The following is a 13,437-nucleotide window of genomic DNA, read 5'->3' on the forward strand; positions in this document are numbered from 1 at the left end:
TTGCGGGTGCAAAACTACAACGTTTATACCGTTATGCAAGCTTTTTTAATCACTTTTTTTTAACTTTTTATTGCCGTTTTATTTAAAGAGCTGAAAATCTGATTTTTGAATGTGATATTTTTTTTCTAAACAACTACTCCACTCTTCTAAATGCAATCTAAAAAAGGATTTTATCCTCTTTTATTGGCTTTGTATATACTATTTGCTCTTCTACCTTTGGCAATAATCCTCCTTAAAGCTACCTATTATATAAAGCGAAGTCATTTTAAACACTCCTATCTTCTTTAATTATTGCTATTCTTACCTTATATATAGGTACAACGATACTAGAATTTACATTAACACTGTTTTTTACACCTATATATAGGTAGGAGTTTCTTATTTAGCCACAATCAAATGTCAATATAATATCGCGTAATGCAATTCTCTTTGAAATCTAAAACCTCTTTACTATTGTTGTTATCTTATAAATAGGTAACGCGATACTACCATTTATAAAACCGCTATTTTTTAAACCTATATATAAGTAGTTGTTTTTTTTCTTACCTATATATAGGTGTAGGAATACTATTGAACAGATTCTGTGGTCTAGAATAGTAAATTTGTTTATTAAGTCTAATCTCTTATAACAGCCTTAGAAAAACAAACCCGCGTTAGGGATGGCAGTGTAAAGCCCACAGTCAAGTGAAGTATAACGGAACTTGACGAGGACTTGAAGCGAATAGCCCGGCCCATTCTAAAAAAGAGGCTATAACCGAACTCGGATATAGCCTCTTTTTTAGAATGGGAAACGCTATAAGGAAATCAATAGAAACGAATGACTTTTGTAAACACTATTTGATAATTAAATTATATTAAAATAAAATATGCTTTATGCTTATATTTACACGTATACAATCAAGCATTTAAATTTTATAGTTAAATAAATTTAAAATCCCATCTTAAAAAAACAACACTTTAATATGCAGTAAACAATGAATACACTTATTAAAAATGGGCTTTTCTTTTCAGGTGATCTAAATGAAAAAGCGATACAGCAAGATATATTAATCGATTCTAATGGAAAAATAAAAAAAATTGGATCTAACTATTCAATTCCCGAATCAGATATAGAAATCATAGACGCTACCGGAAAATGGATAGTGCCTGGCTTTATTGATTCTCACACGCACTATGATGCCGAGGTTCTTGCATCACCTGGTCTTAAAGAATCCGCTAGACATGGAGTTACGTCCATAATATTGGGAAGTTGCTCTGTGTCGGCAGTATTTAATAACCCAGAGGATACAACCGATTCATTTGCAAGAGTAGAAGCAATTCCTAGAGATATTATGCTTCCATTACTACAGAAGGAAAAAAATTGGAATTCTCCAAAAGAATGGAAAGCATATATAAACAAACTTCCCTTAGGAATAAATGTTGCTTCTTTTATTGGACATTCAGATATCCGAATGAAAGCTATGGGCATTAATCGTTCTTTGTCTGAAAAAGAATCAGCAACAGAAGCGGAAAAGTTGGCAATGTTTAATATGTTAAATGATGCGCTTGATGAAGGATTTATAGGATTATCTACTATGGATAATCCTTGGGATAAAATGGATGGTGATCGTTATTGGTCGCATAAAACTCCATCTTTTTACTCGTCTTGGAAAGAAAGAAAAAATTTAATTGATGTGCTTCGAAAACGAGATGCGATTCTTCAAGGTGCTCCCAACCTTGTAACAAGATATAATGCTCTTAATTATATGTTTGCTAGTAGTGGTGTTTTTAGAAAGCCATTAAAAACAACTATGATTGCTATGATGGACTTAATTGGAGATCGTTATATATATCCAATAATTGCTTTAGCCTCTAGCGTTATAAATAAATTTGGGAATGCTAATTTTAGAATGCAATCGCCTCCCTGTCCTTTTACGGTGTATTACGATGGAGTAGATTCAGTTATGTTTGAAGAATTTCCAAGTGGAGAAGCTTTGAGACATCTTGCAAAAGAATTAGACCAAAGAAATGAACTCATAAAAGATCAGCAGTACAGAGAACGATTTAAAAAAGAAATCAAGAAAAAATTTGCTCCAAAAGTTTGGCACAAAGATTTAAGTAAATCCATTATTATTGATTGTCCAGATACTAGTTTAATAGGTAAGAATTTCTACGACTTAGCAAAAGAGCGCAATAGCCACCCAATTGATGTTTTCTTAGACACCATAATTCTTTATGATAAAAAAATACGTTGGACAACAACAATAGCAAATGATCGAAAAGAAAAATACAAAGATCTTTACAATTTCAAATACAATTTAATTAGTTTTTCAGATGCTGGAGCTCATCTAAACAACATGGCTTTTTATAATTTCCCTTTAAAAATGATAAAAAATGTCCAAGAATCAATAGAAGCAGGTAGTCCGATAATGTCAATGGAAAAATGTATTTGGAGACTTACAAAGGAGCAAAGTGATTGGTTTAATTTAGATTGTGGTCATTTAGCCGAAGGAAAAACAGCAGATTTGGTACTATTAAATCCTGAGAATTTTAAAAACATAAATGAAAACGTTGAAATGGAATCTATAAAAGAATTTGGGAACTTTGATAGATTAGTAAATAGAAACGATGGTGTTGTTACAAGAGTATTAGTTGGAGGAAAAACAATTTTTGAAAATGAAAAATTCACAGAAGATTACGGTAAATCAAAAAAATACGGACGATTTTTGGCCAAAATTGACAAGGAAAAAAAACATTAATAATACTTTTTAAAAAACTAAGTATTAATTACATAGAATGTTAAACATATAAACAAGTATATAATAATTGATGCTTAAAGACTATTTTTCTTACTTATTCATTACTTTTGAATAAAAATGACTTTAAAAACCTTTAGTTAATCGTTATTAAATTTTGAGAAATTGAAATTAATAATTGGCTTAATATTACTAATTAAAATATAAAATGAATCTAGAAGAAAAAATAAAAAAAAGTGAAACAAGAATTTTTAAAGCTGTATTTCCTAACACAACCAATCACTATGATACTATGTTTGGAGGAACTGCAATGCTAATGATGGACGAAATAGCTTTTATAACTGCTACCCGATTTACACGTAAAGTTTGCGTAACAGTTTCTTCGGATAAAATAGATTTTAAAAAACCAATACCAGCTGGAACTATAATTGAACTGATTGGAAAAGTTTCTAAAATTGGAAATACAAGTTTAGATGTAAACGTTGAAATATTTATAGAACAAATGTATTCTGACGTTCGCGAAAAAGCAATATCAGGAAATTTCACTTTTGTAGCACTTGATAAAGATAAAAAACCAACAAAAATCTTATAGGTTGCTTATATTCAACCAGAATTCTTTTAGAAATTACTAATAAGTCTTGTTGACGATAAAAAAAGCCGATTGTTTACTTAATACAGTAAACAATCGGCTCTTTTTATTATTAATTACATTGAATTAAAATAAAAGTCATTCGGCAAAAATTATAAAGTAATTGTGTCTATTATTTTTGCAACAGGTTGTATCGATTTCGTGTTTTCTATGGTTGGTCCAGCTACCCATACTGTTTTATAAGTAACTTCTGTAGCGGCTTTTGTGACTGCATTTGAACCCAATAAATACCTAATCATTTTTACCCATTTTTTTAGGGTCTTATTTTTACTTAAAGACTTTTCTAACCAAGATTGCTTTGTACCCACTTTTTGCACATAAGGTGTGTTGATAACTGTACATGGTGTTCCCGAAATTTTTTCTGTCAGAACAATATCTTTCGCACCATAATCAACACAAGCTTGTTTGTATTCTTGCGAAACACTTGACTCAAATGAAGCAATAAAAGGACTACCAACAGATACTCCTACTGCTCCATAACCTAACATAGTATCTAAATCGGCTTTGGTACTAACACCGCCAGCTGAAATAACAGGTAATGTAGTTTTCGAATCTAATTCTTTTATTAATTCTTCTGGTCCAAGATTACCTCTATGACCACCCGCTACATTATTTACTGCGATTAATGCATCTGCACCCAAAGACTCTACTTTTTTAGCAAAAGCAAGATCTGTAACATCACAAAAAACTTTAATTCCAACTTTATGAGCCTCACGAATCGTTTCTTCTGGAGACCCAAGTGACGTAATTATAAAGTCCACTTTCTCTGTACACAAAACAGCTAATTGATCTTTATATTTAATATTTGATTTATTTACAATTAAATTATATCCAAAACTCCCTCCCTGCACTTTTGCCGCCTTAAGTTCTAAAATTGATTCGCGCAGTTCCTCTAACGTTCTATAATTCAAGGCTGGAATACATCCCGCAACTCCCGAATTCATAGCTTCAATAACCATTTTAGTATTTGAAACGAGAAACATCGGAGCTATTATTAGTGGTTTATTAATATTTAAAAGTGCAGTTAAAGAGGGCTTAGTCATAATTATTTATATATTAAAAACAAATATAACCAAATATACTATGCGTGCCTAGTATTTACAACTCAAAAAAATTGTGATAGCCAAAAGGACTTTATAAGATTTTTTTTAATTGAAATAAAGAATAGAATTAAAAGTAGGAAAATCAATATCTACCTTACTTATGCCCTAATTCACTACTATTAATTGGTATTATGAGATAAGGTAATATGAAATATTAAACTTTAAAACAAACAATTAAGAATCAAAGTATTACACAAAAAGCAAATGAGATATTGATATTCATCAAAAAAGCTGGTTTTTAATTTTTCTATTTTATTTTGAAAAAACAATCGTTATTCTTAAATTTTAATTAATTTGCATCAAAATTCAATCTTTTTATAATGATTTCAGTAACCAGACTTTTTGATTTCCCGTATTATCAGCAAGAGAAATATTCTAATATTTCAGATGCTTTGGTAACTAAGCAAAACGGTATTTGGGAGAAAACTTCTACCCAAGAATATATTGACAAAGCAAATAGTGTCTCTAGAGCTTTATTGCGCATGGGCATCAAAAAAGATGATAAAATAGCCATCATTTCTACTAATAATAGAACTGAATGGCACATCATGGATATAGGTGTTTTGCAAACTGCTGCACAAACAGTTCCTATTTATCCAACTATTTCTGAAGAGGATTATGAATACATCTTAAATCATTCAGAAGCAATGTATTGTTTTGTTTCGGATGAAGAAGTACTCAGAAAAATAAATTTGATCCGAGACAAAGTTCCACATTTAAAGGAAGTATATTCTTTCAACACTATCGAAGGATGTAAAAACTGGAAAGAATTATTAACTCTTGGAGAAGATCAAAGCAACCAAGCTGAAGTTGAAGAAAGAAAAAATAATGTAAGTCCAAATGACTTGGCCACTATTATTTACACTTCGGGAACAACTGGAAGACCAAAAGGTGTAATGCTTTCTCATGATAATATTGTTTCAGATGTTCTGAACAGCGCCTCAAGAATACCATTTGAAGCTGGAAATAGTCGGGCTTTAAGTTTCCTTCCTATTTGTCATATTTTTGAAAGAATGATTTTGTATTTATACCAATATTATGGCGTTTCAGTTTATTTTGGAGAAGCCATTGACAAAATAAGTGACAACCTTAAAGAGGTTAAGCCAAATGTAATGACTGCCGTTCCTAGATTACTAGAAAAAGTATATGATAAAATATATGCAAAAGGAACTGAACTTACTGGTATAAAAAAGAGTTTATTCTTTTGGGCTATCGATTTAGGATTGAGATACGAACCTTACGGAGCAAATGGTGCTTGGTATGAATTACAACTTAAAATTGCGCGAAAATTAATTTTCAGTAAATGGAAAGACGGTTTAGGCGGAAACCTAGATTTAATGGTTTCTGGTAGTGCTGCACTGCAAACAAGACTTGCTCGTGTATTTGCTGCTGCTGAAATTCCAGTAATGGAAGGTTACGGCTTAACTGAAACTTCTCCTGTTATTTCTGTAAACGATTTAAGAAACAAAGGATTTAAAGTAGGAACTGTTGGTAAGGTAATCACCAATGTAGAAGTAAAAATTGCCGAAGACGGTGAGATACTTTGCAAAGGACCAAACGTAATGTTAGGGTACTATAAAGATGAAAAATTAACCAGCGAAGCAGTAATAGATGGATATTTTCATACTGGTGATATTGGCGAAATTGACAAAGAAGGTTTTTTAAAAATTACGGATCGAAAAAAAGAAATGTTCAAGACCTCAGGCGGTAAATACATTGCGCCACAAATTATTGAAAACACAATGAAACAATCACGTTTTATTGATCAGATAATGGTTATTGGAGATGGACAAAAAATGCCAGCTGCATTTATCCAACCTAGTTTTGATTTCGTAAAAGAATGGGCAAATATTCACAAACTGAATATCGGAAGTACTAATGAGGCTATTATTACTAATGAAAAAGTTATTAAACGTATTCAAGAAGAAATCGATCTTTACAATGAAAAATTTGGTCATTGGGAACAAATAAAAAGATTTGAACTTACTCCTGAAATTTGGTCTATAGAAGGTGGAGAACTAACACCAACTTTAAAATTAAAGAGAAAAATTATAATGGATAAATACAAAGATTTATTCGATAAAATATATAGTTAATCAATTCTATTGCTTTTAATTAAACAAAAAACAACTAAACCACACTTTTTCAAGACAAAACTCCTCTAATTTAGAGGAGTTTTTTTATATTTAATAGTTTTTAACAAAAAAATAATTCAATTTATTATGCACGCATAGTATTTTTGATTATATTTGAAATCGGTATATATAAAAATATGAAAGACAAAACGATAGATTATATCCTACGTGCTACATGGCAGGCAGTTTCCAGAATGTATAATGAAGAAGCCTCTAAATACGGTGCTACTATGGCAACAGGATTTGCATTGCTAAGCATCGATAAAGATAAAGGAACTCCATCGACATCTTTAGGTCCTAAAATGGGGATGGAAGCCACAAGCTTGACTAGGACCTTAAAATCTATGGAGGAAAAAGGCTTAATTATTAGAAAAAAAAATCCAGAAGATGGACGTGGCGTTTTAATCTACCTAACTGAATTTGGTAAAGAAAAAAGAGACTTATCAAAAAAAACTGTTCTAAAATTTAATGAAAGTGTCAAGCAAACTATTTCGGAAGAAAAGCTACAACACTTTATAGAAGTAGCAGAAAAAATAAATGAACTGATTCAAGATAAAAATATTTTTAATTATACTGAAAATCCTGAAAAAGAATCGACTAACATAAAATAAATTAACCTAATAGTAAACTAAAAGACATAAAATGATTTTGAAAATCATATTACGTTTGTATTATTAGAAGGTGCCATAAAAACAACAAATATCAATATATGAAACGCACTATTAAAAAAGTCGCAGTAATTGGATCCGGAATAATGGGTTCGGGAATTGCTTGTCATTTTGCAAACATTGGTGTAGAAGTTTTACTTCTAGACATTGTTCCAAGAGAACTAACGGAAGCGGAAGCTAAAAAAGGCCTAACTTTAGAAAGTAAGGTTGTTCGTAATCGCTTAGTGAATGAGCATTTAGCTAATTCATTAAAGTCGAAACCCTCTCCTATTTACAGTCAAAAATTTGCTTCTAGAATTACCACTGGAAACACAACGGATGATATGGCAAAAATTGCTAGTGTCGATTGGATTATAGAAGTTGTTGTAGAGCGTTTAGACATCAAGAAAATGGTGTTTGAGCAAATTGAGAAGTACAGAAAACCAGGCACATTAGTAACTTCAAATACGTCTGGAATTCCTATTCATTTTATGAGCGAAGGAAGAAGTGAAGATTTTCAGAAACACTTCTGCGGAACTCACTTTTTTAATCCAGCACGTTACTTAAAATTATTCGAAATCATTCCTGGACCACAAACCTCTACTGAGGTTTTAGATTTCTTAACAGTATATGGTGAGAAATTCTTAGGAAAAACTTCGGTTGTAGCCAAAGATACTCCAGCATTTATTGGAAATAGAATTGGGATTTACGGAATTCAGAGTTTATTTCATTTGGTAAAAGAAATGGGATTAACCATTGAAGAAGTAGATAAGTTGACAGGTCCAGTTATTGGTCGTCCAAAATCAGCTACTTTCCGAACCGTTGATGTAGTTGGCTTAGATACTTTGGTGCATGTTGCTAATGGTATTTATGAAAATTGTCCAAATGATGAACAACATGAATTGTTTAAACTTCCTAATTTTGTAAACAAAATGATGGAAAATAATTGGCTTGGAAGCAAAACAGGTCAAGGATTTTATAAAAAAGAAGGAAAAGATATTCTTACTTTAGATTTAAACACTTTAGAATATCGTGCGAATAAAAGAGCCTCTTTTACCACTCTTGAGCTAACAAAAACGATTGATAAACCAATTGACCGTTTTAAAGTTTTAGTAAAAGGAAAAGACAAAGCAGGAGAATTCTACAGAAAAAGCTTTTCTGGAATGTTTGCTTATGTATCCTACAGAATACCTGAAATCTCAGATGATCTATACAAAATTGATGACGCGATGAAAGCCGGTTTTGGATGGGAAAATGGTCCATTCGAAATTTGGGACGCTATCGGTGTCGAAAAAGGAATTGAAATCATGAAGGCAGAAGGTCTAGAACCTGCTGCATGGGTAAATGAAATGTTGGCTTCTGGAAATAAAAGTTTCTATTCTATAAAAGAAGGCGCAACTTTTTTCTACAACATTCCAACTAAAGCGCAAACTAAAGTTCCTGGACAAGATTCCTTTATTATTCTGAATAACATTCGCGAAAGCAAAAAAGTTTGGAGCAATAGTGGTGCAATTATTCAAGATTTAGGAGACGGAATTTTAAATTTAGAATTCCAATCGAAAATGAATACTATTGGTGGCGATGTTTTAACAGCGATCAATAAAGCGATTGATTTGTCTGAAAAAGAATATCAAGGATTAGTTATTGGTAATCAAGCAGCAAATTTCTCTGTTGGAGCTAATATCGGAATGATATTTATGATGGCAGTAGAACAAGAATACGATGAATTAAATATGGCAATCAAAATGTTCCAAGACACAATGATGCGCGTACGTTATTCAGGAATTCCTGTTGTTGTTGCACCCCACGGAATGACTTTTGGTGGAGGATGTGAAATGAGTTTGCATGCTGATAAAGTAGTTGCTGCTGCTGAAACCTATATGGGATTAGTTGAATTTGGTGTTGGAGTAATTCCTGGCGGTGGAGGTTCGAAAGAATTGGCATTGCGTGCATCCGATTTATTCCATAAAAATGATGTTGAGTTGAATGTATTACAAGAGTATTTCTTGACCATCGCAATGGCAAAAGTATCTACTTCTGGTTATGAAGCTTTTGACACAGGACTTTTACAACATGGTAAAGATATTATAGTGGTTAACAAAGACCGTCAGATTGCAGAGGCTAAAAAACATGCATTGGTAATGGCTGAAGCGGGTTATACACAACCAATAAAAAGAACGGACGTGAAAGTGTTAGGAAAACAAGCTTTGGGTATGTTCTTGGTAGGAACAGACCAAATGGAAGCTGGAAAATACATTTCTGAACACGATAAAAAAATCGCTAATAAATTAGCCTATGTTATGGCCGGTGGTGATTTATCTGAACCAACATTAGTAACAGAGCAATACTTATTGGATTTAGAACGTGAAGCTTTCTTATCACTTTGTACAGAAAGAAAAACGTTAGAAAGAATTCAGTTTATGTTAACCAAAGGGAAACCTTTAAGAAACTAGTATCAAGTAATAAGAATTAAGTATTAAGAGATGCACCAATTTGAAAAATTAAAAATTTGGCAAAAAGCAATGGATGTAGCGGTTCATGTTTATGAAATTTCTTCGTTGTTACCCAATGATGAAAAATTCAATTTAATTCATCAAATAAAAAAATGTGCGGTATCAATTCCTTCAAATATAGCTGAAGGATCTGGTAGAAATTCAGACAAAGAATTCATGCATTTTCTAGGAATTGCAAATGGTTCAACTTTTGAATTAATAACTCAATTAATACTTGCTAAAAGACTTAATCTTGTTAATGAAGATTTAATTCAACCAACTATTAATCAATTAGTAGAGGTTTCAAATATGAATTTTTCATTTCAAAGAGCATTAAAAGATAAAATAAACACAAAAATTGGAAAATCTTAATTCTTAATTCTCCAATCTTAATACAACCATTTATGAAAACAGCCTATATAGTAAAAGCATACAGAACTGCCGTTGGTAAAGCACCAAAAGGAGTTTTTAGATTTAAAAGACCTGATGAATTGGCTTCAGAAACCATTCAGTACATGATGAATGAGTTACCTGACTTCGACAAAACTCGTATCGATGATGTTATGGTAGGAAACGCCATGCCAGAAGCAGAACAAGGGTTAAACGTAGCACGATTAATCTCTTTAATGGGATTAAAAGTAGAAGATGTTCCTGGAGTAACTGTGAACAGATATTGTGCTTCTGGGTTAGAAACCATTGGTATGGCAACTGCTAAAATTCAATCTGGAATGGCACATTGTATTATTGCAGGTGGAGCAGAAAGCATGAGTTTTATTCCTATGGGAGGTTACAAACCGACTCCTGATTATGCTGTTGCAAAAGCGGGAAACGAAGATTATTATTGGGGAATGGGACTTACAGCAGAAGCTGTTGCCAATCAGTTTAATGTTTCAAGAGAAGATCAAGATGAGTTTGCTTATCATTCTCACATGAAAGCTTTGAAAGCGCAAGCAGATGGAAAATTTGACAAACAAATCGTACCCATCACAATTGAACAAACATTCATTAATGAAAATGGTAAAAAGGAAACTAAATCTTATGTAGTAAACAAAGATGAAGGTCCTAGAGCTGGAACATCTAAAGAGGCTTTAGCGGGATTAAGACCTGTTTTTGCAGCGGATGGAAGTGTAACAGCGGGTAACTCTTCACAAATGAGTGATGGTGCTGCTTTTGTTATGGTAATGAGTGAAGAAATGGTAAAGGAATTAAATTTACAACCAATTGCTCGTTTAGTAAACTTTGCTTCAGCTGGAGTTGAACCAAGAATCATGGGAATGGGGCCTGTAAAAGCTATACCTAAAGTTTTGAAACAAGCTGGAATGCAGTTAAAAGATATCGATTTAATTGAATTAAACGAAGCATTTGCTTCTCAAGCAATAGCAGTAACACGTGAACTAGGATTAAATCCTGATATCGTAAACGTAAATGGTGGTGCAATTGCACTTGGTCATCCATTAGGTTGTACCGGTGCTAAATTATCGGTTCAATTATTCGACGAGATGAAAAGAAGAGGTAATAAATACGGAATTGTATCCATGTGTGTAGGAACAGGACAAGGTAGTGCTGGGATTTACGAGTTGATGTAATACCAATTTAAACATAAGTAAATTTTAGAAATTAAAGTTAGTTAAAAAATTAGAAAAGAAATAGTTGAAATATAGAACAGGACCTTTTTAAATAAGGATGGTTTTAAATATACATTCTATTTCTAAAATCTTTAAAAAATAAAAAAATGAGCGACAAAACAAGAGGAGGACAATTCCTAGTAAAAGAAACAAAGTGTGAAGATATCTTTACTCCAGAAGATTTCAATGAAGAGCAAATAATGATGCGTGACTCTGTAAAAGAGTTTGTTGATAAAGAATTATGGCCAAATAAAAATCGTTTTGAGAAAAAAGATTATGCTTTTACAGAAGAAAGCATGAAAAAAGCTGGAGATTTAGGTTTCTTAAGCGTAGCTGTACCTGAAGCATATGGTGGAATGGGAATGGGATTTGTAAATACAGTATTAGTTTGTGATTACATTTCTGGTGCTACAGGTTCGTTTTCTACAGCATTTGGTGCGCATACGGGAATTGGTACTATGCCAATTACCTTATACGGTACAGAAGAGCAAAAACAAAAATATGTACCTAAATTGGCTTCTGGCGAATGGTTTGGTGCTTACTGTTTAACTGAACCTGGAGCAGGATCAGATGCTAATTCAGGAAAAACTAAAGCCGTTTTATCTGAAGACGGAAAATATTATTCGATCACCGGACAAAAAATGTGGATTTCGAATGCTGGATTTTGTTCTGTATTTATAGTTTTTGCACGTATTGGTGATGATAAAAACATTACTGGATTCATTGTTGAAAACACTCCTGATAACGGAATTTCAATGAATGAAGAAGAGCATAAATTAGGTATTCGTGCTTCTTCTACGCGTCAAGTTTTCTTTAATGAAACTAAAGTACCGGTTGAAAACATGCTCTCTGAAAGAGGAAATGGTTTCAAAATAGCGATGAATGCTTTAAATGTTGGTCGTATTAAATTGGCAGCAGCCTGTTTAGATGCTCAAAGAAGAGTAATTAATAGTTCTGTAAAATACGCAAACGAAAGAATTCAATTTAAAACTCCTATATCTCAATTTGGTGCAATTCGCTCAAAAATTGCAGAAATGGCAACGAGTTGTTATGCAGGTGAAAGTGCAACTTATCGTGCAGCTAAAGATATTGAAGATCGTATTACTATTCGTGAACAAGAAGGTTCTACTCATCAAGAGGCAGAATTGAAAGGGGTTGAAGAATTTGCTATTGAATGTTCAATTTTAAAAGTAGCAGTTTCTGAAGATGTTCAAAACTGTGCTGATGAAGGAATTCAAATTTTTGGTGGAATGGGATTCTCTGAAGATACACCAATGGAAAGCGCTTGGAGAGATGCTCGTATTGCTCGTATTTACGAAGGTACAAATGAGATCAACAGAATGCTTTCTGTAGGTATGTTAATCAAAAAAGCGATGAAAGGCCATATTGATTTATTAGGACCAGCTTCTAAAGTACAAGAAGAATTAATGGGTATTCCTTCATTTGAAACTCCAGATTATTCTGAATTATTTGCTGAAGAAAAAGAAATGATTGGAAAATTGAAACAAGCATTCCTTATGGTAGCAGGTGGAGCAGTTCAAAAATACGGTCCAGATTTAGACTCACACCAACAGCTATTAATGGCAGCTTCTGATATATTGATTGAAATTTATATGGCAGAAAGTACTATTCTTAGAACTGAAAAATTATCTAAAAAAGAAGGAGAATCAAAAGTTCAAGAGCAAATTGCAATGGCTAAACTTTATCTTTACAAAGCAGTTGATATCGTAACTCAAAAAGGAAAAGAAAGTGTAATTTCATTTGCAGAAGGTGATGAACAACGTATGATGCTTATGGGCTTAAGACGTTTTACAAAATATACTAATATGCCTAATATTGTTGCCTTAAGAGAAACTATTACTTCAAAAGTAGTTGCTGAAAATGCATATTGCTTTTAATAGCTAACAATTATACTAATTCAAAATGCTGAAAAAACCGTCAAGTTATTTATAACAAGACGGTTTTTTTTATATCAACGCTAAATCTTTTATTTAACTCAACTAAACCTTAAAATAATAATTGAATAAATTTCTATTTGTAAAACTTTACCT

Annotated in this window: 9 protein-coding genes; 8 read left to right on the forward strand and 1 reads right to left on the reverse strand. The window is 32.3% G+C overall.

The window, feature by feature from the left end; translation table 11 throughout:
- The first annotated feature begins 974 nt into the window (after nt 1-974).
- Both J3S90_RS00005 and J3S90_RS00010 read left to right on the forward strand, forming a co-directional pair.
- Nucleotides 975-2,738, forward strand: a complete 1,764-nt coding sequence (locus tag J3S90_RS00005; protein ID WP_210643843.1) for an N-acyl-D-amino-acid deacylase family protein — start codon at nt 975-977, stop codon at nt 2,736-2,738.
- Nucleotides 2,739-2,943: 205 nt separating this feature from the next.
- Nucleotides 2,944-3,327 carry an acyl-CoA thioesterase gene (locus J3S90_RS00010; protein ID WP_188049896.1) on the forward strand — a complete coding sequence of 128 codons (384 nt, stop codon included), beginning with the start codon at nt 2,944-2,946 and terminating at the stop codon, nt 3,325-3,327.
- 149 nt (nt 3,328-3,476) lie between these two features.
- Here the strand turns inward: J3S90_RS00010 and J3S90_RS00015 are convergent, their stop codons facing one another.
- Nucleotides 3,477-4,427 carry an NAD(P)H-dependent flavin oxidoreductase gene (locus J3S90_RS00015; RefSeq protein WP_210643846.1) on the reverse strand — a complete coding sequence of 317 codons (951 nt, stop codon included), beginning with the start codon at nt 4,425-4,427 and terminating at the stop codon, nt 3,477-3,479.
- Between the two features lie 380 nt (nt 4,428-4,807).
- Here J3S90_RS00015 and J3S90_RS00020 point away from each other — a divergent pair, with 380 nt between their 5' ends.
- The 6 genes from J3S90_RS00020 (at nt 4,808) to J3S90_RS00045 (ending at nt 13,284) form a co-directional block, all read left to right on the forward strand.
- On the forward strand, nt 4,808-6,583 hold the full coding sequence (locus tag J3S90_RS00020) for an AMP-dependent synthetase/ligase (RefSeq protein ID WP_188049894.1): 1,776 nt from the start codon (nt 4,808-4,810) through the stop codon (nt 6,581-6,583).
- 176 nt (nt 6,584-6,759) lie between these two features.
- A complete protein-coding gene (locus J3S90_RS00025) occupies nt 6,760-7,233 on the forward strand; it encodes a MarR family winged helix-turn-helix transcriptional regulator (protein WP_188049893.1) in 474 nt (157 codons plus the stop codon).
- Nucleotides 7,234-7,331: 98 nt separating this feature from the next.
- Complete coding sequence (locus tag J3S90_RS00030) at nt 7,332-9,722, forward strand: 3-hydroxyacyl-CoA dehydrogenase/enoyl-CoA hydratase family protein (protein WP_210643848.1); 2,391 nt, start codon at nt 7,332-7,334, stop codon at nt 9,720-9,722.
- Nucleotides 9,723-9,752: 30 nt separating this feature from the next.
- Nucleotides 9,753-10,133: a four helix bundle protein gene (locus J3S90_RS00035; RefSeq protein ID WP_210643850.1), complete on the forward strand. Its 381-nt coding sequence runs from the start codon at nt 9,753-9,755 to the stop codon at nt 10,131-10,133.
- Nucleotides 10,134-10,165: 32 nt separating this feature from the next.
- On the forward strand, nt 10,166-11,347 hold the full coding sequence (locus J3S90_RS00040) for an acetyl-CoA C-acyltransferase (RefSeq protein ID WP_188049890.1): 1,182 nt from the start codon (nt 10,166-10,168) through the stop codon (nt 11,345-11,347).
- A gap of 146 nt (nt 11,348-11,493) precedes the next feature.
- Nucleotides 11,494-13,284 (forward strand): acyl-CoA dehydrogenase family protein, encoded by a 1,791-nt coding sequence (locus J3S90_RS00045; protein WP_210643851.1) that lies wholly within the window; start codon nt 11,494-11,496, stop codon nt 13,282-13,284.
- Nucleotides 13,285-13,437: the final 153 nt, after the last annotated feature.

Source organism: Flavobacterium flabelliforme (assembly GCF_017948675.1).
Taxonomy (GTDB): domain Bacteria; phylum Bacteroidota; class Bacteroidia; order Flavobacteriales; family Flavobacteriaceae; genus Flavobacterium; species Flavobacterium pygoscelis.